We start from the raw sequence: 23,917 nt of genomic DNA, 5'->3' as shown, positions 1-23,917 counted from the left end.
GAGACAGTCAGCACAAGGCAAAAACAAGCGAAAAAGCGGAGTTTACGAGTTGTAAATGAGCATTTTGAGCTTGTTTTTAACGCAGTGATGGCAACGCAGGTAGTTTTTAGAGGTGCCCTTCATGGATCGAAACGAGAGGAACACAGAATGTTCGCCCCGGCCAATCAGACCCATTTCAGCCTGAGCATCGAAGGCGTCGAACACGACCTGCAGGTGCTCGAATTCAGCGGGCGCGAAGCCATCAGTCAGCCTTACGCCTTCAGCGTGGCGCTGATCAGCGAACGCCCCGACCTCGATCTGGAAAGCCTGCTGCACCAGCGCGCCTTTCTCGCCTTCGACCAACACGGCGCCGGCATCCACGGCCTTATCCACCGCATCGCCCAGGGTGAGTCCGGCCAGCGCATGACGCGCTACCACCTGACCCTGGTGCCGCAACTGGCCTACCTGGCCCACCGCACCAACCAACGCATCTTCCAGCACCTGACGGTGGACAAGATCATCAGCCAGGTGCTCGAGGAACACGGCATCCAGGCCGACGCTTATCAATTCCAGCTCGGTTCGCTCTACCCCGAGCGCGAGTACTGCGTGCAGTACGACGAGACGGATCTGCACTTCGTCCAGCGTCTGTGCGAAGAGGAAGGTATCCACTACCACTTCCGCCATAGCGTCGAGGGGCATGTACTGACCTTCGGCGATGACCAGACCCCGTTTCCGCGCCTGGCACCGCTGGCCTACCAGCAGGACACCGGCCTGGTGGCGGATGACCCGGTGATCAAGCACTTCGGCGCCCGGGTGGAAACCCGCACCAGCCAGGTCACCCGCCGCGACTACGACTTCGAGAAGCCGCGCCTGCAACTGGAGGCCAAGGCCGACGGTGACGTCCAGCCCAAGCTGGAAGACTACGACTACCCCGGCCGCTACACCGACCGCGAGCGCGGCAAGCACCTGGCCAAACGTGCCCTGGAGCGCCACCGCCACGACTTCGAGCTGGCCGAGGGCGACGGCGACTCGCCGACCCTGGTCAGCGGCCACTTTCTCGAACTGACCGAGCACCCGCGCAGCGAGTGGAACCAGCTCTGGCTGCTTACCGAAGTGCAACACGAAGGCAAGCAGCCGCAGGTGCTGGAAGAATCGGTCACCAGCGACACCCAGCCTGCCGACGGTTTCACCCAGGGCTACCGCAACCGCTTTACCGCCACGCCGTGGGACGTGCCCTTCCGCCCGCTGCTGGCCCACCCCAAGCCGCGCCTGCTTGGCAGCCAGAGCGCCGTGGTCACCGGCCCGGCCGGCGAAGAGATCCACTGCGACCAATATGGCCGCGTGAAAGTGCAATTCTTCTGGGATCGTGAAGGCCAGGCCGACGACAAGACCAGTTGCTGGCTGCGCGTCAGCTCTAGCTGGGCCGGTGACCGCTATGGCGCCATCACCATCCCGCGCATCGGTATGGAAGTGCTGGTCACCTTCCTCGAAGGCGACCCCGACCAGCCGCTGGTCACCGGCTGCCTGTACCACGCCGAACACGTGGTGCCCTACGACCTGCCGGCGAACAAGACCCGCAGCGTGTTCAAGACCCTCAGCAGCCCTGGGGGCGGTGGCTACAACGAACTGCGCATCGAAGACCGCAAGGGCGCCGAACAGATCTACGTCCACGCCCAGCGCGACTGGGACGAAAACATCGAGCATGACCAGAAGATCCGCGTCGGTAACGAGCGCCACGACACCGTCGAAGCCAATACCTATAGCCATTTCAAGGCCGAAGAACACCGCACCACCCACGCCGACCGCAAGACCGAGATCAAGGCCAACGACCACCTCAGCGTCGGCGACAGCCAGCACATCAAGCTCGGCAACGGCCAGTTCATCGAAGCCGGCCAGGAAATCCACCTCTCCAGCGGCCTGAAAGTGGTACTCGAAGCCGGCAGCGAACTGACCCTCAAGGGCGGCGGCAGCTTCATCAAGCTCGACGGCGGCGGCGTGACCCTGGTGGGGCCGGTGATCAAGGTCAACTCCGGTGGTGCGCCGGGCAACGGCTCGGGGGCGGCGCCCATCCTGCCGGGAGCGGTGAGGCCGGCGGATGCGGATGTACCGGGGGCGTTGCTCAAGCAGCGTCTGCGTGAAGAGCTGCCCATCGTCGAGCTCTGCCAGAAGCCCAAGGGCGGCACGCCGCTGCAATGCCCACTCTCCGACTGCCCTTGCCGCAAGGCCATGAACGCAGGAGCCAGCGCATGAGCACCAAGCACTGGTTACTGCTGGAGCGTACGGAGCATTTGCTCCCCGAACTTTATCGGCTCGGGGAGGATCCTGATCCGGTACGCCTGTTCGACGACACCGAGCTAGCGGCCTGTGAGGAAGAAAGCCCCCTGCTGATCCATGCGCAGGCCAATCCCTCATTGCTGGCTGCCGTGCAGGGCGAACCACTCGCCTGGCCCGGCCTGTTGCTGGAAACCCCAGCAACGACGCAAGAGCTGCTGGCTCACCTGCGCCACATCCTGTTCATCCGCTTCGATCAGGAGCGCCGAGGCGTGCTGCGCTATTCGAGGCCTCGCACGGCCAGTTACCTCTTCCCAGCCTGCGACGCCGAAAGCCTTGCCACCTGGCTCGGCCCCATACAGCGCCTGAGTTGGTATGGCGGCACCTGGCATGAGCTTGCGAATGGCCAGGCAGCCTGGCGGCATGTCGAAAACCAGCAGGCAAACCGCTGGCAGCCAACGGCCAGCGCACAGGAGCTGCACTTGAGCGCCATGCAGGAGCAAGCCCTGCAACGCCAGCAGGGCGAGCACTTTCTTTACCAGTGGTGGGAACAGCAACGCGGTATTGGCTTCCAAACGGCCTGGGACTACCTGAGCGCCGGTATGCAGACCGGCTTCGTGACGGCTGAATCGCTGAGCGCCTACCTCGACCTGCGCCACGCCAACCCACACGCGACACCGCCAGTTGCGCTACCGCACGGCACCGATCAGGAACGCCTCGACGCACTCGCCAGGCACCTGACCCAAACGACAGACAAGGAAAGCAGCGTATGAGCAACAACGTATGCGCACTGAGCAAAGGCGCCGCCTGCGAGGCCGGCAAGCTCATCGTCCAGGTAGTGGGCAAGGATCACCCGACCACGCAGAAACTGGTGATCTGCGATGAGAACAATGCGCCGCTGACCAGCCTGACCCAGCAGGACAAACCGGAAATCCAGACCAGCGACAGCTTCAGTAGCGTATTGCATGTGTGGGACTGGGAAGGGCAGCCCAAGCGCAATCTTTGGCTGGAAATCGAAAGCGAGCGCGGCAAGCCTATCCGCGTTCCCCTGCTTGAAGGCATACGCCCCACAACACGCCAAGCGCCTGGTGAGGCTCAGTGGAATCAGATAGTCCCAGTCGTCCCACTGACCTCAATGCGTGGCGTACTCGATGACAAGGCACCAGGGGTGCCCGTGCTAGCACGCCCCGGTTACGTTTATGTCTTCTACCACGGCAAGCTCTGGCGGGAACTGGAAATTCGCCAGGCCGATGGCAAAACCACCTTCTATGACATCGATATCAAGGCCTATCGACAAGCCGATGGGTTCCGTGCGGGCCATCGCGAAGCCAGTGGTAAAGCACTGCAGGACATCTGGCTACCCGCGAGCTGGAACAACCGCTCCGTACGTGATGTGGAACTGGCCTATGCAGAAATCCAGTTGCCCGCGCCACGTCTCGCTCGCCTGGAGCAGGATGCCGAGCTGAGAGCTCAACGCTGTCAGGCCTTCGACATGCAGGCTCTACCCCGGCGCTTTGGCGAAATGGCCGCAGGGCCGGATGGTCGTGCCTTACTGCAAGCTCTATTGGGTGCAATGGTGCTCAACAACCAGGCCGCCATGGCACCTGCTGTCAGCGCCGAGGCGCGCCGCCGCAACTTGGAAGGCCGCCCGTTCCCCCTCGCTCTGGCCGCAGCACAGCGCCCCAGGGAACCTCTGTACGAGTTACAGTTCGAGCACCCCGGCCACTACTTGCACAACTTGGCGGGTGATTATCCAAGCACTTGCCAACGCAAGGCCCAGGCGCTGCTCGATGCTTACGAACGCGGGGAGCACGGCAACCCGCGCGGAACGCCCGAACTCGACCCACTCAGCCTCGGCCTCAGCCGCAAGCTGGCGGAACTGCGTGGCACGACCGTGGATGCAAGTCAAAGCGACAGCGAGCAAGCTTGGAAGGCCCAGCCGGCCGCCAATGATGCGCTGGCCGAGACTCGTCAGCGACAGGTCGCCGGCATACTGGTCGAAGATCCGCTCTACCGGCTTCGCCAGTTGCGCGACCGGGTCGACGCCGCCCAGCAGGTCATCACCCTGGCTGCAGAAAGAGCCAGCATGCAACGCCACCACGGCAGCGCCTTGCTCGTCAGCAACTTCATCCTGCCCCTGCGCATGGAGGGGCGCCCCAACCCACTGAGCCGCTTTTCCAAGGTACTGGAGCAGGAAGGCCACCAGCGCATTCGCCATGCCCTGGCGGAACCCCTGACACGCCACGCTAGCCTCTGTTATGGCAAGGCCCAGCGCAGTCTTGGCAAGTGCTTCGAGAGTGCCCGCTATCAGCAAGCCCTTGGCGATCTGTTCTGCCTGGACGGCTTCGACTACCTTGGCGCCTTCGCCCTGACCGGGCAGTGCTTGGCGGCCATGCTCAAGCCCGCCAGCGATCCGCAACGGCTCAGCTTCCGACGCGGCTCCGGCGATTTGCAGCAACTGATGCTGACCATTGCCGAATCCCCCAGCCAACCACTGCACGCCATGCTCTGGCCACCGACCAGCGAGCAGGCGGTGATGGCACCCTACCGTAAACCGGAGGGGCCCGAGGAAAACCAAGGCGATGGCCGTTTCCGCCCTCTGGCGCTTGCGGCCCTGGAAAAAAAAGCTCTGGTCGGCTCCGGCACCCTGCAACTGCTGGAGGCACGCGCCCTCGTCACGGCGGCGGAGCAGGGAGCCTTCAATACCTTGGTGGGCCTGAAAAGTACGGTCAACGCCGTCATGAGCGTATTGGGCACCTTACTGGGTGTACTTCAGAAGGCAGAGGACGCCGTGGCCGAAGCGCAGCTCACAGAAGCCCGCGTGAAAAACCAGCAGGAACAGACGACCAGGCAACGCGAGGAGACAGCTCGAGATCAAGGGGAAATGCGCTCCAAAGCACAATTGGGACGTATCGATGCCTACCGGGCTCGGAGTATTCAGCAAGCCCGTGCGATGCTGCCCGACACCCTGGGCAACCTGCACTTCGCTCGTACTGGTCGAGTCAATGAGCGCGACCTGATGGTCGTCCGTCCCGAGGTACTGGGCTTTGACATCCAGCAGCGCGCCACCCGTATGACCGGCACCCTCCACGACGGCGACACCCCTGTTGCCACCACCAGCGCCGGGCAGGCCCGCGCGGCCGGCATGGCGCTGGAAAAGCAGGAGATGCTGCTGGTGGTGCTACCCAATCGCGATGCCCTTGCCCAGCGCCTGCTGGCACTCGAGCAGCAACTGAACGAGCTATATCAGGCGGAAATCGAGCTGGAGCGGCAGAAGGCACTCTTTGACAAGGCGCGCAACGACCCTCTTGTGGTCAATCATTCGGCGCTGCGACAGAAGGTCTATCGCACACTCAATACGCCGATATTGCCGGCTTTTCTGCTGATGGTCGAAGGGTGGAATGTGAAGGCTGAGTTGCAGGCCATCAAAAAAACGGAACGGCTGCGCAGTAGGTCAAGAGCAAACTTTGGGATGGGTAGCGCTGCTCTCGATGCAGCTATTGCTCTGGAGCTTCTAATTGAGCGTTCAGCAGAAAACACAAGGATCGTACAGGCCGCAATCGAGAAGCTGGATCACAAACTTTTCAAGATTCCAGGCAGCCAGGGCAAGCTGCTGGCCACCCATGTGACCGGGCGCATATTGCTGGGCGCTGGGGCTGCGGGTCTGTTCGCGGGAATCAGCCTGGCCGACGCGCTGCATGAGTTCGCTCTGGGGGACGAGGCCGGCTGGGGCTATATGCTGATGGCCGCCGGGGGGCTTAGCGCTTTCGCTGGCGCATTTATGGCCGGCCCTGCTGCTGGCGCTCCTCTGCTCGCCCTGGGGCCGGGCGGCTGGGCCGTGGCCATCGGCCTGGCCCTGACCCTAGCCGGCCTGGGCCTGGTCTGGTGGCTGGACGATACCCCCGTCGAGGAATGGCTCAAGCTCGGTCCCTTTGGCAAGGATCAACCCGGCCTCCTGCCCTTTATGAGCAGCGAGCGCCCCGCCCACCTATTGGATGAGCACGAGGCCTTCTACCGTCTGGTCGGTTTGTTCGCCGGTATTCGCATCGAGATTGCCGCCAACCCTCATCAGCAGCAGGCACTACAAGGCTATCCGGCACCTGGCGAGGAGGCCTGGTTCCATGCCATGCGCCGGGCCAATATCCGCATCAGCCTGCGCAGCAACCTGCCCGGCCTGGCCGGCGCGCTCGGGCAGAGCCAACTCAAGCTAAGCACCCGCCTGCGCCTGCATACCAACCACTCCAGCCCGGATGGCAGTTATGAGAACAGCCAGCTAGTAAGGGGCCAGGCATACGACCTCGACACCAGCGCCAAGCAGGCCGGCAGCAAGCCGCCCTGCTTGGCCCGCCAGGTGCTGACGCCCGAAGGGCTGGAACTCTATATGGAGCAACCCGTCACACCCGCCAGCGAGCGCCACGGCGGCGTCGGCCTGTATTACCGCTATAGCTGGGCGGTACGCGCCCAACTGATCGCCGATAACGGTAAACGTAAGTGGTACTTCCCGGCACCAGCGCCCACCGACCCGCTGCGTTATGATCCCAACCGCCCTGCCCATACCCGTCCTGACTTCGGCAGTACCGGGCAGGCCTTCTGGGCCGATGAGCAAACCTACAAGGCCGACAAGCGAAACGACCGATGACCGATACCAGCCCTCCCTACGGCCCCCAGGCCTACGACTCCCGGCGCATTCCCCAGCAGCCGCCGCAGATTCGCCAGCATGCCGGCCTGCTCTGCATGCCCTTGCCCTGGGGAGAGGCGCAGGATGTGGCGCCTTATGGGTTCTTTGACGACTACGACCCGGCTAGCCTGCGTGAGGAAGAAGAGCAGGAGCGCCAGCAGCCAGGCACCCGTGCCCGAAATGAAGCGAAGTTTCATAACGCCTGCAGTCATATCTACTACCGGCGAGCCCACGCCTCCCGTTGGGCGCATTTCTGGGTCTATCTTTGGGGATTGGGTAGAGGGTTCTCGTACTTTTCTCTAGGTTTCTCACTGATAATTATGTTGCCGATTAGTATTTTTACCGCTAATTCGGTTGCGCAAGTAGTTTCTGACTTACTTGATACACTATATGTTCTTTTGCCTATTCCTCTTGTCTGTTGGCTAATAGGCCATATCGTCGTTCACCGCCTACCCTCCCACTGGGTATTTACCCCTTCCAAGGGGCCGCTCTGGGAACTCAACCGCCAGACCGGCATGGTGACCATCTTCGCTCGCAAACCAGGCCAGTTCAGCCAGTACGGTGCCGATGGCGACTTCGTCCGCCCCTTCTACGAATTCGATGCGTTCGTGCACGTCATACCCGACCGTCAGGGACTGCCCTGGTATTCGCTGCATCTGGTGCATCGCTACCAACCGGTGCGTATTGATTTCAAGGCAGTGATGGGGCTGCGCCGCTCGGACAAGGATTGCCTGGCACTGTGGGACATGTGGCAGAACTACATGGACACCAGTAAGCCCCTGCCGGATATCCCCGTATGGGAAGAGTTCCGCCACCTCGACCCAGTGACCGCCGAGCACGACCGCCGTACCGGCAGGAACCCGCGCTACTGGCGCGATATGGACGATGCCGAGTACAAGGAAGCCGTGGCCTCCATGACCCAGCGCGTCCAACAGCTCGACACACTGTCGCGGCCCAATATCATGGCCCGCCATGTGCTCTATCTCTAACGATGACCAATATTCAGCCCTACGGCCCCCAGGCCTATGACTCCCGGCATATTCCCCAGCAACCGCCGCAGATTCGCCAGCATGCTGGCCTGCTCTGCATGCCCTTGCCCTGGGGAGAGGCGCAGGATGTGGCGCCTTATGCATTGATGGAGCATTACGCGCCAAGCAGGCTACGCGAGCAGGAAGAGCACGAACGCCAGAACCCCGGGGCTCGAGCCCGTGACGAGGCGAAGTTTCACAATGCCTGCAACCATGTCTGTTATCGGAGAGCCCATGCCTCACGCTGGACGCAGTTCTGGGTCTATCTATGGGGATTGGGGAGAGGATTCTCCTATATAGCGCTTGGAATTACTTTCCTAATAATGATGCCCCTCTATGCATTACGGGCCGAATCTCTTGAGCGAGTGATTAATTACTTATATGGAATCTCTTCTTTTCTCTTGCCATTGCCTCTTGCCTGCTGGCTAATCGGCCATATCGTCGTACACCGCCTACCCTCCCACTGGATATTTACCCCTTCCAAGGGGCCGCTCTGGGAACTCAATCGCCAAACCGGCATGGTGACCATCTTTGCCCTCAAACCGGGACAGTTCAGCCAGTACGGTATCGATGGCAACTTCGTCCGCCCATTCTACGAGTTCGATGCTTCCGTGCATGTACTGCCGGATCGCCAGGGCATTCCGTTGTATTCGCTGCACCTGGTACATCGCTATCACCCGGTCACCATCGACTTTATGCCTGTAATCGGTCGGCAAAGTTCAGACAAGGACAGTTTGGCGCTCTGGGACATGTGGCAGAACTATATGGATATCAGCAAGCCGCTGCCGGATATCCCGGTGTGGGAAGAGTTCCGCCACCTTGATCCAGTGACTGCCGAGCACGACCACCGCAGCGGGCGCAATCCGCGCTACTGGCGCGATATGAACGACCGCACCTTCAAGGCCGCGATACTGACGATGCAGGATCGTATCAACCAGCTCGATGCACTTAGCCGCCCCAATCTGATGGCCCAATACGTGAGGTACCTAGGATGAAATAATCGCTGCACGGCATAGATACTAAGTGAGGCCGCTAGTTTTGTGACTGGCGACACACTGAAATTTGCGTTATCGCAAATAAAGAAAAGTTCAGCATCAGGCTCCAAACAAACCATTCTGAGTGGCCATCAACCCCCTTACCAAGCAGACCTCAGAGCAAGAAGCAGCCAGCCAATGAGTACAGAAATCAACATACGGCATAAAGTCCCTCTCAACATCTTAAAAATCCTACTTGCATTATCATTAATTGCAGCAATCATACTCTCGCCCAAAACATCAACATGGATTGCTTACAGTAAGAATGGAGCCATTATCGAAGGCTCGAGCTATCAGCTTTGCGAAATGAAAGCCCGGCATATTCACGGCAAATGCAGCTATGTTAATTTGCTATTTGGGCTGGGCACCGGCGTCACTCAGAGCGATCCTGTCCTTCCTGATAATTTTGAGGGCATCAAGGTCGAATCATTTCAAGATGGCAAATGCCAGGTGTCAGCAAAGACGAAACACGGCAGCCTAGTCATCGTGCAGGAAAAAAATCGAAGTGATCCAGGTAGCGCTCGATCTGGAATGCAAAAAAACATCAAAAACCCGGTTATATTTTTTTCAGTGGAAAATGGATCACCACCAGAACAATCGCTTACTTACCGAGAGCCCGATGATTTCATTGCCTGGGAACTGAAACCCTTCTATGGTCATTTCGACAGCCGCTACATTGGCGAGGGATGGTTCTTCAGTGAGCAGGAGGATCAGATAGTTCGATTGAACCCTATCGTTCATGACGAGCCAAACAGAAAAATGATCCTATACGAAAGGGGTGATATCTTCACCAATAAAGAACAGGTATCAAGCTATGAATCCGATATCAAATCAAGGGCATTCAAATGGCGCGACGAACAACTTTTCGAGTTTGGCTCAACACTAAACATGAGTATCCCCAAAGATTGCAACGACTTTTTGAAACGTCAGTAACGGCGTCTTAGGGAAGACGCTGAGATAGGTTTTTATTGCTGACCGGGATCGTTCACTACCGCTGTTGGAAGAAGGAAATTAATCAAAACACCATCAGTTCAACCGTTCACTTTATGTTTCTGTGCTATGTCGAGCCGCAACCTGCCAGATAACCAGACATCCCTCACTGCCGGATATCCCTTATCTGGCACAGTACCGCCATCCCGCCTCCATGACTGACTCACTAGCCGCGCTCCACGCTACTGGATAGCAGCGGCCTTCAAGACCAAGGCGCGTGAAGTCAAATGAACGAGCACACTCCCCCATCTCGACACCCTGCGCCGCCCAATCCGATGGTCCTTGCCGGATAACAGGTATTGGCTTTGGGGCGCCATGCAGAGCATCAGGCACGGGTGAAAACACCGCCAGCTAGTCGACAGGTTCAGCCTTGCGGTACCCGCCGAGCATGAAGAACACCACCACCGCGAGCACACCGACCATCGCCGCCGAGGTCATCAGCAAGGTCGAGTGGGTGGCCGAGAACGCTACCTTGGCCGACTCGATCAGGGCGCTGGCCTGGGGTTCGGCCAGGCCCTTGGCGACCTGATAGCTGTCGCCGATGGAGCGTGCCGCGCGCTCGGCCAACGGCGCGGCGAGTTCGGCGTCGAGCACGATGCTGTGGCGGAACACGCTGTTCATGAACACGCCGAAGAAGGTGATGCCCAGGCCCGTGCCCAGCTCATAGGCGGTGGCTTCCAGCGAGCCGGCTGCCCCGCCCTTGCTGGCCTCCACCGAGCCCATGATGGCGATGGACGAGGCCGTCAGGCCGATGCTCAGGGTCAGGCCCAGGAGCGCCAGCATCGCCGGCACGGCGAAGCCCGGCTGGTGGAAATCGGCCAGGGCCAGAAAGGCCAGGGCCACGGCAGACAGGCCCAGCGACGCACTGGCCACCAGGCGCAGGCCGCAGAGGTTGGAAAGGTAACCAGCCAGCGGGCCACCGACAGCAGCGGCGGCCATGATCGGGATCATGAAGATGCCGGCCTCAAGCGGCGTCTTGCTCAGCACGTATTGCAGCTCCTGCGCCAGGGTCAGTTCGACCCCGGCCAATGCGCCAATGGCCACCACCGCCATGATGATGCCGGCCAGGATCGCCGGACGCGAGAACAGCGACAGGTCGAGCATGGGCGTCGCCGAGCGCAGTTGCAGGCGCACGAAGAAGCTCAGCAACGCGAACCCCAGCAGCGCCATCAGCAGTGCCACTCCCAGCGGCTGGGTGGCGCCGACGGCAGCCTTGATGCCATACACCAGCGCCAGCATGCCGGCGATCAGCAGCAGGGCCTGGCCCAGCGCCCAGGTGCCGGGCGTGGTTTCTTCGCTGCGCGGCAGCAGGAGGAACACCAGCGGCGCAACCACCAGCATGACCGGCACGTTGATCAGAAAGGCCGAGCCCCACCAGAAGTGCTCCAGCAGCGCCCCGCCGATCAGCGGCCCGAGCGCCGCGCCAGCCGCACCGACCATGCCCCAGAGCCCGAGGGCCATAGCGCGCTCGTCGTCATCGTCGAAGGTGCGGCGGATGATGCCCAGCACGCAGGGCATGATCATCGAACCGCCGAGGGCCAGCAGTACCCGTGCCGCGATGAGCAGCGCCGGGGTCGGCGCAAAGGCCGCCAGCAGCGAGGCGATGCCGAACACCACCAGGCCGCTGAGCAGCACGCGGCGGTTGCCGATGCGGTCGGCCAGGGTGCCCATGGGCACCAGCAGGCCCGCCATCAGTAGCGGGTAGATGTCGATGATCCACAGCACCTCGGTGGCCGAGGCGCCGAGCGCCAGGGTCAGCGAGGGCACGGCGATGTGCAGGATGGTCATGTCGATGACCACCGGCAGGAAGGCCAGCATGACGGCCAGCAGGATCAGCCAGCGACGAGGAATGACAGCACGCATGGAAAGGCTCATGGGCAAAATCGAATGGACTCTACTGAGCCGCCGTGACAGCGGCAATCTTGGTGACGTCGCGCTCATCCAGGCCGCCACCCAGCGACTTGTACAGCGCCACCCGGTTGGCGATTTCCGCACGACGCAGCTCCAGCAGCGCCTGCCGTGCGGCCTGCAACTGACGCTGGGCGTCGAGCAGTTCCAGGCGGCCGTCGAGGCCCGCGCGGTAGCGCAGGTCGGACAGCGCCAGGCGCCGTTCGGCCGCTGTCACCGCGCGCAGTTGCGCCTCGATCTGGCGCTCGAAGGTAGCCGTACCAGCCAGGGCATCGGCCACCTCGCGGAAGGCGATCTGGATGGCGCGTTCGTACTGGGCCACCGCCTCGGATTTGCGCACTTTGGCCAGGCGCAGTTCGGCACGCAGGCGCCCACCCTGGAACAGTGGCTGCGAGATCTGCGGCGCAAAGCGCCAGACCTGGCGGCTCGGGTCGAACAGGCCAGCGAGCGAGGTGCTGGCGTAACCGAAGGAGGCGGTCAGGGAAATCTGCGGGAAGAACGCCGCCCGCGCCGCGCCGATATCGGCATTGGCGGCCACCAGCATCTGCTCGGCCTGGCGCAGGTCCGGCCGGTTCAGTAGCAGGTCGGCTGGCAACCCGGCCGGTAGTTGCGCAATAACCGACTGGCGCTCCAGTGGCAAGCCGCCAGGCAGGTCGCCCGGCAGCTCGCTGCCCACCAACAACTGCAGGGCGTTGTCCGCCTGTGCCAGGGTGCGACGGCGCGCTTCCAGGTCGGCTTCGGCCAGAGCCACCTGCCCCTCGGCCTGGGCCACGTCCAGGCTGCTGTTCTGCTCGGCCTGCTTGAGCAGGCGCGCCAACTCCAGCGACTGTTGCCAGTCGGCCAGGGTGCATTCGGCCAGTTGCAGTTGCTCGCCGGCCAGGCGCTGGGCGAAGTAGGCCTCGGCCACCGCGCCGATCAGGGTGATCTGCGCCGCATCACGGCCCTGCTCGCTGGCCAGGTAACGGGCCAGCGCCGCATCGGACAGCGACCGTACACGGCCGAACAGATCCAGCTCGAAAGCGCTTATGCCGACGTTCACGCCGACCTGGCGATTCACCTCGCGGCGCGATTCGTCGCTGTTGCCCTGCGCCAGGGCCCGTTCGCGGGTATGGCTGGCATCGAGCGACACCGAGGGCAGGCGTGCGGCCTGCTGGATATTGAACATCGCTCGCGTCGCTTCCACGTTCAACGCTGCCAGGCGCAGGTCGCGGTTATTGGCCAGTGCCAGGTCGATCAGCCGTTGCAGGCGCGGGTCGCCGAACATCGCACGCCAGCCCAATGCACTGGCCGGCAGCGCCGAGGCCGGCGTGGCAGCATTCATGGGAAAGCTCGCCGGCACCGGTGCAGCCGGGCGCTCAAGGGTCGGCGTCAGCGAGCAGGCGCACAGGCAGGCGAGCAGCGGCAGGGTCAGCAATAGGCGCATCAGGGGTTCTCCTGGGTCAGCGCGGTGGCGCCACGCTGCGCACGCCAGGTGCTCAAGCGCTCCTGCGTGCCGATGACGAAGACGAAGAAGGCCGGCACGAAGAACACCGCCAGCAGGGTGCCACTGAGCATGCCGCCGAACACCCCGGTGCCGATGGCGTGCTGGGTTTCGGCGCTGGCGCCGGAGGCCAGCATCAGCGGCACCACACCGAGGGTGAAGGCCAGCGAGGTCATCAGGATCGGCCGCAGGCGCAGGCGCGCAGCGGTCACGGCGGCGTCGATCAGCGAGCGCCCTTCGGCATGCAACTGGCGGGCGAACTCGACGATGAGAATGGCGTTCTTCGCCGACAGGCCGATAATGGTGATCATCCCAACCTTGAAGAACACGTCGTTGGGCATGCCGCGCAGCATTACCGCGGCCACCGCACCGAGCAGGCCCAACGGCACCACCAGCATCACCGACAGCGGGATCGACCAGCTCTCGTAGAGCGCCGCCAGCACCAGGAACACCACTAGCGCCGAGAGCAGCATCAGCAGCGGCGCCTGCGCCGCCGATTGGCGCTCCTGCAGCGACTGCCCGGTCCAGGCCAGTGCGAAGCCCTGCGGTAACTGCGCCACCAGGCGCTCCATCTCGGCCATCGCCGCACCGCTGGACACACCGGCAGCGGCACCCCCGGCGATGCGCACGGCGGGAAAGCCCTGGAAGCGCATCATCTGCTGCGGCGACTCGCTCCACACCGGCGTTACCACTTCGCGCAGCGCCACCATGCCACCACTGGCATTGCGCAGGCGCAGGCCGAGCACGTCGTCCAGTTGCATGCGCGCCGGCGCATCGGCCTGCAGGATCACCTGCTGCATGCGCCCGGCATTGGGGAAGTCGTTGACGTACAGCGAGCCCATGGCCGCCGACAGCGTGCTGCTCACGGCCGCGAAGGACAGGCCCATGGCCTCGGCCTTCTGCCGGTCGATCTCCAGGCGGATGCTCTCGCCGGGCGGCAGGCCATCGGGGTAGACATCACTGACTACCTCGCTCTGCGCCGCCAGTTCCAACAGACGCGCCTGCGCGGCGAGCAGCGCGGTCTCGCCACGGTTGGCGCGATCCTGCAGGAACAGGGTGAAACCGGAGGAGGTGCCCAACTCGTCGATGGCCGGCGGCATCAGGCTCATCACCGTGCCTTCGACATTGCCCGCCATGGCCTGCTGCGCCAGCGCGGCTTCTTCGGCAGCCGTGGCGCCCTCGCGCTGATCCCAGTCCTTGAGCATGGTGAAGGCAATCGCGGCGTTGGGGCCGGAACCGGCGAAGCTGAAGCCCAGCACCACCAGATTGGCGTCCAGCCCGGGCCGCGAGGCGACATGCGCCTCGTAGGCCTTGACCACGTCCAGCGTGCGTTCGCTGGTGGCGCCGGTGGGCAACTGGATGGAGGTCATGAAGTAGCCCTGATCCTCCTCGGGCAAAAAGGACGAGGGCAACTGCGCAGCAGCGATGGCCAGCACCGCGCAGAGCACGGCGAAGGCCGCCATCATCCGCCCGCTGCGCCCGACCAGGCGCGCCACCTGCGCGCCGTAGCTCGCTGTGAGGCGCTCGAAGCCACGGTTGAAGGCGCCGAAGAAGCCGCGCTTTTCATGGTGCTCGGCACCCACCGGGCGCAGCAGCGTGGCGCACAGCGCCGGTGTCAGGCTCAGGGCGAGGAAGGCCGAGAACAGGATCGACACCGCCATCGACAGGGTGAACTGCTGGTAGATCACCCCCACAGAGCCACTGCCGAAAGCCATGGGGATGAACACGGCGGTGAGCACCAGGGTGATGCCGATGATCGCCCCGGTGATTTCCCGCATCGCTTGCACGGTAGCCTCCTTCGGCGACAGCCCCTGGGTGGCCATCAGCCGCTCGACGTTCTCCACCACCACGATGGCGTCGTCGACGATGATGCCGATGGCCAGCACCATGCCGAACATGGTCAGCGAGTTGATCGAGAAACCGGCCAGCAGCATCACCGCGAAGGTGCCGAGCAGCGCGATGGGCGCGACGATGGCGGGGATCAGCGTGTAACGCAGGTTCTGCAGAAACAGGAACATCACCAGGAACACCAGCACCATGGCCTCGAACAGGGTGTAGATCACCTTCTCGATGGACACCTTGACGAAAGGCGCGGTATCGAACGGCACCGAGTAGGCCATGCCCGCCGGCATGCTCGGCGCCAGCTCGGCCAGGCGCTCACGCACGGCCGAGGCGGTACGCACGGCGTTGGCACCGGGCGATAGCTGGATCGCGGCACTGGTTGCCGCCACGCCGTTCTCGCGGTTGGAAAAGGCGTAGGACTGTGCCCCAAGCTCGATGCGCGCGACGTCGCCGAGCACCACCTTGGCACCGTCGGCAGCGGCGCGCAGGACGATGGCGGCGAACTGTTCCGGCGTGCTCAATTGTCCCTGCACGGTCAACGGCACGGTCAGGCGCTGGCCTGGTATGGTCGGCTCGTCACCGACCCGGCCGGGGGCAATCTGTGCGTTCTGCTGCTCGATGGCCTGGGCCAGCTCGTTCATGGTCAGGCCGTAGGCGGTGAGCTTGTTGGGGTCGACCCAGACGCGCATGGCCTGCTCGGCGCCAAACAGTTGCACGCGCCCGACGCCATCGATGCGGCGCAGCTCCTGCACGATGTTGCGCGCCAGGTAATCGTTCAGCGCCACTTCATCGAACTGGCCGTTGGGCGAGGTCATGCCCACCATCATCAGAAAGCCCGAGGCGGCGGACTCCACCTGCAGGCCGTTCTGCCGCACAGCCTGGGGCAGGCGCGGCTCCACCGCCTTGATGCGGTTCTGCACGTCCACCTGGGCCAACTCCGCGTCGGTGCCCGGCTTGAAGGTGGCCGTGATCTGCGCGGTGCCCGAGGTGTCCACCGAAGACTCGAAGTACAGCAGGTTCTTCACCCCCGACAGCTCACGTTCGACCAGGCTCACCACCGAGTCGTTGAGCGTCTGCGGGGTGGCCCCCGGATAGGTGGCGTAAAGGGTTACCGACGGCGGCGCTACCGACGGGTAGCGGGCGATGGGCAACTGCGGAATGGCGATGACGCCGACCAGCACGATGAACAGGGCGATGACCCAGGCGAACACCGGGCGATTGATGAAGAACTGCGGCATGACGATCTCTCCGAACTCAGCGCGCGACGGCGCTGAGGCGTTCGCCGTTGGCGGCGGGCTGCCAAGGGCGCGTGGCGACCTGGGCGTCAGGGCTCAGGCGCTCGATGCCCTCGACCACCACCTGCTGTCCGGCACTGAGCCCGGACACCACGCGGTAATGGCGCTCGACCAGCTCACCGAGCTCGACGGGCACCGGCCGTGCCTGGCCCCGGGCATCGACCACCCACACGCTGGCCTGGCCTGCCGTGCGGGTCACTGCCTGCTGCGGCACGCTCAGTGCGGCGGAATAATGGGCACGGGGAATCCGCGCCTGAACATAGAGGCCAGGCAACAGGCGGCGTTGCGGGTTGTCCACCAGCACGCGCAGCAGCACGTCGCCGGTGCCGGCATCCACCTCGATGCCGGAGAACAGGATGCGCCCGCGCAGGCCCAGTGGCTTGCCGTCGCTGCCTAGGATGTCGACGCTCAGTTCCGGTGTCGCCGAGCCGGCCTGCTGACGCAGCGCGTCCAGCACCGAGGCGGACTGGCGCACGTCGACGTACACCTGGTCGATCTGCTGGATGCGCGCCAGGGGCGTGGCGTCGGTGGGCGACACCAGCGCGCCTTCGCTGACCAGCGCCTGGTCGATGCGCCCGGCAATCGGCGCCTCGACGCTGGCGAACTGCAGATCCAGCCTGCGCCGCGCCAGCGTCGCACGAGCCTGGGCCACATCGGCGGCGGCCTGCTCGCGCTGCGCCACGGCGTCGTCATACACCTGGCGGCTGACCGCCTCGGCCTGCACCAGCGGGGCCAGGCGCTCGGCCTGAACGCGCGCCCGCGCCAGGGTCGCATCGGCGCGCTGCAAGGCGGCAGCGGCACTGTCGACCTCGGCCTTGAACGGCGCCGGGTTGATCTGGAAGAGCACGGCACCGGCCTCGATCTCGGCGCCCTGCTCGAACAGGCGGCGCTGCACGATGCCGCCGATCTGCGCGCGAATCTCGGCGCTGCGCACGGCGGCCACACGCGCTGGCAGATCCTCGCTGACCGCCAGTTCGTGCGCCTCGAGCGTCAGCACCGAAACCTGCAGCGGCGCGGCTGCTTCGCGTTGCTCGGGCTGCGCGTCGCACCCAGCCAGTGCCAATACGGCAAGCCCTGCGAGCACGATGCCCAGATGCCGCTGTTTACTGCCCATGACCCACTCCTCACTGAACACTGGGCTCCGATGACCTGATACCGGCCGGAGCTGATCGAGGCAGCAGTCTGAAGCGCGGCTGTTGCGAATGATTCGAGGCTTTGTGGAGAAAGCATGGAGGCCGCGATAACATTCGCAACCACCGTCTGCGAGCCTGCCCATGTCCGATCCCCACGCGCGCACCAGCCCTGCCTCCCCCGCCACGGCACTGGTGCTGATCGCCGAGGATGAAGCCGAGATCGCCGACATCCTCATCGCCTACCTGCAACGCAGCGGCCTGCGTACCCAGCACGCCAGCGATGGCCAGCAGGCCCTGGCCCTGCACCAGGCGCTCAAGCCGGATCTGCTACTGCTCGACGTGCAGATGCCGGTCGTCGATGGCTGGAAGGTGCTCAGCGAAATCCGCTCTCGGGGCGACACGCCGGTGATCATGCTCACCGCGCTCGATCAGGACATCGACAAGCTGATGGGCCTTCGCCTGGGCGCCGACGATTACGTGGTCAAACCCTTCAACCCGGCCGAGGTGGTGGCGCGGGTGCAAGCGGTGCTACGGCGCACGCGAGCCAGCGCACCTGCAGCCACCCAGGTGTTGCGCGTCGGTGCATTCCAGGTCGACCTGGACAGCCACGAGGCCAGCGTGCTGCGTGATGGCCAGCCGCACACATTGGAACTGACCCTGACCGAGTTCAAGCTGCTGGCCTGCCTGATGCGAGCGCCGAAACGGGCATTCAGCCGCGCCGAATTGCTGGAGAGCTGCCTGCCCGAGGGCGACACCCAGGAGCGCACCGTGGACAGCCACGTCAGCAAGCTGCGCAAGAAACTCGAAGCCCTCGACATTCAGGGCGTGCCCGCCAGTGTCTGGGGCGTGGGCTATCGCTTCGGCGCCGAATCATGAAGCCGACTCCGGGCCTGCGCCGGCAGTTCATCCAGTCCCTGGCGGTGATGGCGCTGAGCATCATCTTCATCGCGATGTTCGGCTCCTACGTGTTCTACGCCATCGCGATGGCCTACTTGCCGGGCAGCATCTCGGAAACCTGGATGCCCTCGCGGGTGGAGATGATCTGGATCGGCTGCACCACCATCGCCGCCCTGAGCATGGCGGTGTTCGTCGCCGTACGCCTGTCGCGACGGCTGATCACCCCGTTGAACTCGGTGGCGCACAGCCTGCGTGAAGTGGCCCAGGGCAGGCTCGACGCGCGAGCACCGCTGGACGAACAGGCCATGGGCGAAACCGCGCAACTGGTGCGCGACTTCAACGCCATGGCCGAGCGCCTGCAGAGCATGACCCGCGAGCGCGACTTCTGGAACGCCGCCATCGCTCACGAACTGCGCACCCCGGTGACCATTCTGCGCGGCCGCCTGCAGGGCCTGGCCGAAGGCGTGTTCAGCCCCAGCAGCGAGCTGTTCGAGGGTCTGCTGCGCCAGGTGGAGGGCCTCAACCACCTGATCGAAGACCTGCGCGTGCTCAGCCTCAACGACAGCGGCCACCTGGAAGTGCAACGGAGCCGCGTGCCCCTGGCCGATGAACTGGGCAGCGTGCTGCAGGCCTTCGCCACGCCGTTGGCGGAAAAAGGCTTTCACCTGCAGCAGGAGCTGGACGCCGGGCTGCTGGTGGAGTGCGATGCCATGCGTATCCGTCAGGCGCTGATGGCGCTGCTGGAAAATGCCCTGCGCCATGCCGACCCTGGCACGCTGCGGGTACGCCTTGAGCAGGCCGACGGCGACTGCCGGCTGAGCGTGGAAGACGACGGCCCCGGCATCGACAGCGCCCTGGCCGCCGACATCTTCGAGGCCTTTCGCCGTGGCGACCCCTCGCGCTCGCGCAAGAGCGGCGGCAGCGGCCTGGGCCTGGCGGTGGTCAAGGCCATCGCCGAAGCCCATGGCGGACGGGCGTTCTGGCAGCCGTCCGCGAACGGCGGTAGCTGCTTCGTGTTGAGCTGGCCGGTGCAGCAATAAAAACAGCCCCCCGAAGGCGGCTGCAGGACAGGCGACCGGCACGTACGGCCCGGTCGCACCAGGAGGGTCTCCACCTCAGAACGGCACGACTACCATGAGCTGGCTGTAGACGTTGGTGCCATTGCCACCGACCTGATTACCGCCGTTATCGGCGCTCTGCTTCGGCTGATACAAGCCCACCAGCGGGCTGATGATCAGGTGATCGCTGACCGCCCACTCCACATACAGATCCAGCTCGCGGGCATCCAGGTTGAGAGTGTCGCGGTCATGCAGGGTGCTGTAGTCGAAGTACAACGCCCCCAGGGTGAGGCCCTCCAGCGGTGACGCCTTCAGGGCGACATGATGAATGCCGGTATTGCTGTTGAAAGGGCCGGCGTAGTTGCCCGCCACCTCACCCTGAACCCAGGTGCCATAGCCGCTGCTGAGGCCAGTAAACAGCGAGTCCCAGCCGCCCGAATAACGGGTGTAGCGATAGGTCAGGTTCGGCGACCAGGGCGCGTCGGCGAAGGTGTAGCCCGCTTCGGCGTACCAGGCCTTCTCCACCCCGGTATCGACATCCTGCCAGGCATACTCGAAGGCGAAATTGGCATTCTCGATGCCGGCACTGCCTTCGCCACGGATGCTGTAAACGTTCAGGTTGTCGCGCTCGCTCTGGATCGGCGTGGCCCAGCGCTGGTTGACGTCCAGGCCATGCACCCAGGTCAGCCCCAGGGTACCGGCGTAGCTGGTGTAATCCAGGGTGCCAGCGGCCAGTTCGGTTTCGGCCTGGGCACGGTTGTCGGATTTGAGCCAGACCAGCGAGCCATGCACGCCGTCCTCGCCCCCCAGGCGCAGCACGGCGGTGCGGTCGAAGGCGTGACGCGCGGCGATGTAGTAGGCGCCGCCGCGATTGAGGGCACCGTCCGCCGGGCCCTTGCCCAGGTTCGGGCCATCGTCGTTGATCAAAAAGCCACGGCCCAGCTTGACCACCTGGCGCCCAGCGGAGAAGTCCACGCCATCCTTGCCCAGCACGGGGAACAGCTCCCCCGAGCGCCACCCCAGGTAGGCATCTTCGATCTTGCTGGTGCGCTCGGTGCCGAGGGTGTTGCCAGCCGGGTCGCCATCGCCCCAGGTGCCGGAACTGACCAGATTGAAGGCGCCATACAGGCTGCCGGCACTACCCAGCCCTTGCTGGCCACTGAGGCCGTATTTGATGAAACCCTCACGCCAGGTGGAACCACCCGTGGTGCCATCGTAGTTCTTGCGGCTGTTCATCATGCCGAACACGGCGAGCAGGTCGGCATTCAACTGGGTGTCGTCATCAGCATACAGCTCGTAGGCATGGCTCTGTCCGGCCAGGGTAGCGGTGATCGCCATGGCCAGAGCGAACGTGCCGTTGTTACGCAGGTTCATCTTCATTGCAGCTCCTCGGTGCTGTGGCAGTCGTTCTTATTGGTTTTCGGGAGAGTTGGGATGAATGCCCGCGCCCGTGGGCGCGGGGCGGCAGGTTCAATGCTTGCTCAGGGCGTTGCTCAGCGCCTCGACAATCAGATCGGCTTCACCGCAAGTGAGGGTAAGGGGCGGCGAAATGACGATCTTGTTGCCGATCGGGCGTACCAGCACACCTTGTGCGCGCGCCGTTTCCGCGATGCGCAGGGCCTGCCCCGTGGCCGGATCGAGCGGTTGGCGGGTGCGTTTGTCAGCGATCAGGTCGAGGGCGATCATCAGGCCCTTGCCGCGCACTTCGCCGACCACCTCGAAACGCTCGCTCAACGGCTTCAGGCCCTCGATCAGGTGCGCGCCGACCTTGGCCGCGTTACCCGGCAGGTCTTCCTTCTCGACGATGTCCAGCACCGCCAGGGCGGCCGCGCAGGCGGTCGGATGGCCGCTGTAGGTGTAGCCATGCATGATCACGTTGGCGAAGCCGGGGGCGTTCTCGATGGCATCGGCGATGCGCTGGTTGAACACCGTGGCGCCCAGCGGGATGTAGCCGGCGGAGATACCCTTGGCCAGACACAGGATGTCCGGCGCCACGCCCCAGCCACGGCTGCCGAGCATGCAGCCACTGCGGCCGAAACCGGTGACCACCTCATCGGCGATCAACAGGATGTCGTGACGGTCGCAGACTTCGCGCAGGCGCGGCCAGTAGGCGGACGGCGGCACGATCACGCCACCCGCGCCCTGCACCGGCTCGGCGATGAAGGCGGCGATGGTGCCGGCGCCAAGGAAGGCGATCTGATCTTCCAACTGGCGAATGCAGTGCTCGACCAGTTGCTCGGCATCGTCGCAATCCCAGGGGTTGCGGTACAGCCAGGGGGTGTCGAGCAGGTGGCAGCCGGCGAGCAACTGGCCGTGGTTGTAGTGATAGACGCCGTTGCCACCGACCGAGGTGCCACCGACGTGTACGCCGTGGTAACCGTTGCGCAGCGAGAGGAAGCGGGTACGCCCCGGCTGACCGGAGGCGATCCAGTATTGGCGCGCCATCTTCAACGCGGTTTCCACGGCATCGGAGCCGCCGGAGTTGAACAGCACACGGGCCATTTTTTCCTGGGCGAACATTGAGGTCAGGCGCTCGGCCAGGTCGAACACGCGCGGGTGGGCGATGCCGTCGAAGGTCTGGTAGTAGGCCAGTTCGTCGAGCTGTGCGGCGATGGCGGCTTTCACTTCCGCGCGGTTGTGGCCGACGTTGACGTTCCACAGGCCGCCGACGCCATCGAGCAGGCGATTGCCGTCGATGTCGGTGATGTAGTTGCCGTCACCACGGGCGATGATCAGGGTCTTGGCCCGGTTGGCCGGCGCCGAAGCGCTCATCGGGTGCCAGAATTTCTTTTCCGCTGTCTTGTATTTCGCGTACGGGGTTTCGCCCGGCGTGGCTTGCGGGGTTTGGCTCTGCTTGAACATGGCATTGGTCGACATGGTGGTGCTCCTCACTGCTGAACCGCGGACTTGCGGGTGAACAACAGTTGCTGAGTGGTGAATTCCAGCAGCCCTTCCTGGCCGAACTCGACGCCGAAACCGGACATCTTGCAGCCGCCGAACGGGGTGTTGGGTTGAATCTGGGCGTGGCAGTTGACCCAGGCCACGCCGCTTTCCAGGCGCGCCGCAACGGCCTGCGCGGCAGCCGTATCCGGCCCCCATACAGAGCCGCCGAGCCCCATGCTGCTGGCGTTGGCGCGGCGCAATGCGTCCTCCACGTCGCGGTAGGCGATCAGCGGCAGCACCGGGCCGAACTGTTCCTCGTCCACCAGGCGCTGGCCGTCGCTGACGCTGGTTACGATAGTGGGCGGGTAGAAGTAGCCGGCACGCGGCAATTGCGCCCCACCGCACAACACCTGGCCACCCTGGGCGCGAGCGTCGTCCACCAGCTCGGCGACCAACGCCAATTGCTCGGGGTTCTGCACCGGGCCGAAAGTGACGCCCTCCTCCAGGCCAGCGCCGACCACCTGGCGCCTGGCGATGATGGCCAGCGCCTCGGCGAAGGCCTGGTACTGCGATTCGTGCACGTACAGGCGCTTGAGCGCGGCGCAGGTCTGGCCCATGTTGAGGAAGGCGGCCTGGAAGATGTCTTCGGCCACGGCATCCACCGACGTACCAGGCAGAACGATGGCAGCGTCGTTGCCGCCCAGTTCCAGGGTCAGGCGCTTGAGGTTGCCAGCCGCTGCCTGCATCACGCGCTGGCCGGTTTCGGTGGAGCCGGTGAAGACGATCTTGTGGATGCCTGGATGGCTGGCGATGGCGCTGCCAAAACCGCGCTCGCCAGTGACGATGTTGATGACCCCGGCCGGGACGTGACGGGCGATGATTTCCACCAGGAGCAAGGTGCTCAGCGGGGTCAGGCTGGACGGCTTGCTGATCACGCAGTTGCCCGCGCGCAGCGCCGGCATGATGTGCCAGATGGCGATCATGAACGGCCAGTTCCACGGGGTGATCGAGGCCACCACGCCCAGCGGTTTGCGGTGCAGCTCGACGCGCTGGGTCGGGGTCTCCTCGACCAGTTCCACCGGCAGCTCCTGGGAGGCGGCGTAGCGCGTCCAGGCGACTCCGCCCATGACTTCGGAGAAAGCCAGCGCCAGCGGCTTGCCCTGTTCCAGGACGATCAGCCTGGCCAGCTCGTCGGCTTCACGCTCGATGTCGTTGGCGATCAGTTGCAGGCGTTCGCAACGTTCTCCACACGAGCTTCGACCCCATCTCGTGAACGCGCGCTGAGCGGCCGCCACGGCCAGCTCCAGTTGCGCCACGCTGCTGGCTGGGCACAGGGCGAAGGCTTTGCCAGTGGCAGGATTGATCACCTCGAAGGGGTCGCCCTGGCCGGCAACCCGGGCACCGTCGATAAGCAGTTGATAGTCGTTCATGTAAAACATCC

At 64.0% G+C, this 23,917-nt stretch carries 15 protein-coding genes; 8 read left to right on the top strand and 7 right to left on the bottom strand.

The window, feature by feature from the left end:
• Positions 1–147: 147 nt before the first annotated feature.
• The 6 genes from tssI (at position 148) to OU800_RS05900 (ending at position 9,923) form a co-directional block, all read left to right on the top strand.
• Positions 148–2,229, top strand: coding sequence for a type VI secretion system Vgr family protein (tssI, locus tag OU800_RS05925; protein WP_268181945.1), 2,082 nt, complete (start codon positions 148–150; stop codon positions 2,227–2,229).
• Complete coding sequence (locus tag OU800_RS05920) at positions 2,226–3,023, top strand: DUF4123 domain-containing protein (protein WP_268181944.1); 798 nt, start codon at positions 2,226–2,228, stop codon at positions 3,021–3,023. Before tssI ends, OU800_RS05920 begins: the two co-directional genes overlap by 4 nt.
• On the top strand, positions 3,020–6,889 hold the full coding sequence (locus tag OU800_RS05915) for a toxin VasX (RefSeq protein WP_268181942.1): 3,870 nt from the start codon (positions 3,020–3,022) through the stop codon (positions 6,887–6,889). Before OU800_RS05920 ends, OU800_RS05915 begins: the two co-directional genes overlap by 4 nt.
• On the top strand, positions 6,886–7,917 hold the full coding sequence (locus OU800_RS05910) for a hypothetical protein (protein WP_268181940.1): 1,032 nt from the start codon (positions 6,886–6,888) through the stop codon (positions 7,915–7,917). Before OU800_RS05915 ends, OU800_RS05910 begins: the two co-directional genes overlap by 4 nt.
• A gap of 2 nt (positions 7,918–7,919) precedes the next feature.
• Entirely contained in the window at positions 7,920–8,951 is a 1,032-nt protein-coding gene (locus OU800_RS05905; RefSeq protein WP_268181938.1) for a hypothetical protein, read from the top strand.
• Positions 8,952–9,128: 177 nt separating this feature from the next.
• Entirely contained in the window at positions 9,129–9,923 is a 795-nt protein-coding gene (locus OU800_RS05900) for a hypothetical protein (RefSeq protein WP_268181936.1), read from the top strand.
• Positions 9,924–10,331: 408 nt separating this feature from the next.
• Here the strand turns inward: OU800_RS05900 and OU800_RS05895 are convergent, their stop codons facing one another.
• The 4 genes from OU800_RS05895 to OU800_RS05880 are packed head-to-tail and all read right to left on the bottom strand — an operon-like array spanning position 10,332 to position 17,619.
• Positions 10,332–11,843, bottom strand: coding sequence for an MFS transporter (locus OU800_RS05895; protein WP_268181934.1), 1,512 nt, complete (start codon positions 11,841–11,843; stop codon positions 10,332–10,334).
• Positions 11,844–11,874: 31 nt separating this feature from the next.
• On the bottom strand, positions 11,875–13,311 hold the full coding sequence (locus OU800_RS05890; RefSeq protein ID WP_268181932.1) for an efflux transporter outer membrane subunit: 1,437 nt from the start codon (positions 13,309–13,311) through the stop codon (positions 11,875–11,877).
• Complete coding sequence (locus OU800_RS05885) at positions 13,311–16,448, bottom strand: multidrug efflux RND transporter permease subunit (protein WP_268181930.1); 3,138 nt, start codon at positions 16,446–16,448, stop codon at positions 13,311–13,313. Before OU800_RS05885 ends, OU800_RS05890 begins: the two co-directional genes overlap by 1 nt.
• Before the next feature lie 16 nt (positions 16,449–16,464).
• Positions 16,465–17,619, bottom strand: coding sequence for an efflux RND transporter periplasmic adaptor subunit (locus OU800_RS05880; protein WP_268181929.1), 1,155 nt, complete (start codon positions 17,617–17,619; stop codon positions 16,465–16,467).
• A gap of 160 nt (positions 17,620–17,779) precedes the next feature.
• Between OU800_RS05880 and OU800_RS05875 the strand changes: the two genes are divergently transcribed.
• Together OU800_RS05875 and OU800_RS05870 are read left to right on the top strand one after the other, a co-directional pair.
• On the top strand, positions 17,780–18,514 hold the full coding sequence (locus OU800_RS05875) for a response regulator (protein WP_268181927.1): 735 nt from the start codon (positions 17,780–17,782) through the stop codon (positions 18,512–18,514).
• Positions 18,511–19,575 carry an ATP-binding protein gene (locus tag OU800_RS05870; RefSeq protein ID WP_268181925.1) on the top strand — a complete coding sequence of 355 codons (1,065 nt, stop codon included), beginning with the start codon at positions 18,511–18,513 and terminating at the stop codon, positions 19,573–19,575. Before OU800_RS05875 ends, OU800_RS05870 begins: the two co-directional genes overlap by 4 nt.
• Positions 19,576–19,650: 75 nt before the next feature.
• Here the strand turns inward: OU800_RS05870 and OU800_RS05865 are convergent, their stop codons facing one another.
• The 3 genes from OU800_RS05865 to OU800_RS05855 form a co-directional block, all read right to left on the bottom strand.
• Positions 19,651–20,931, bottom strand: coding sequence for an alginate export family protein (locus OU800_RS05865; protein WP_268184214.1), 1,281 nt, complete (start codon positions 20,929–20,931; stop codon positions 19,651–19,653).
• A 132-nt stretch (positions 20,932–21,063) separates the two neighbouring features.
• The gene (locus OU800_RS05860; RefSeq protein ID WP_268184213.1) at positions 21,064–22,365 is read right to left on the bottom strand and encodes an aminotransferase class III-fold pyridoxal phosphate-dependent enzyme; all 1,302 of its coding nucleotides are present in this window, start codon (positions 22,363–22,365) and stop codon (positions 21,064–21,066) included.
• 116 nt (positions 22,366–22,481) lie between these two features.
• Complete coding sequence (locus OU800_RS05855) at positions 22,482–23,906, bottom strand: aldehyde dehydrogenase family protein (RefSeq protein ID WP_268181924.1); 1,425 nt, start codon at positions 23,904–23,906, stop codon at positions 22,482–22,484.
• Positions 23,907–23,917: the final 11 nt, after the last annotated feature.

This window comes from Pseudomonas sp. GOM7 (assembly GCF_026723825.1).
GTDB lineage: Bacteria > Pseudomonadota > Gammaproteobacteria > Pseudomonadales > Pseudomonadaceae > Aquipseudomonas.
The sequence above is the reverse complement of the archived record's forward strand: the minus strand, read 5'-3'. Positions and strand labels throughout refer to the sequence as shown.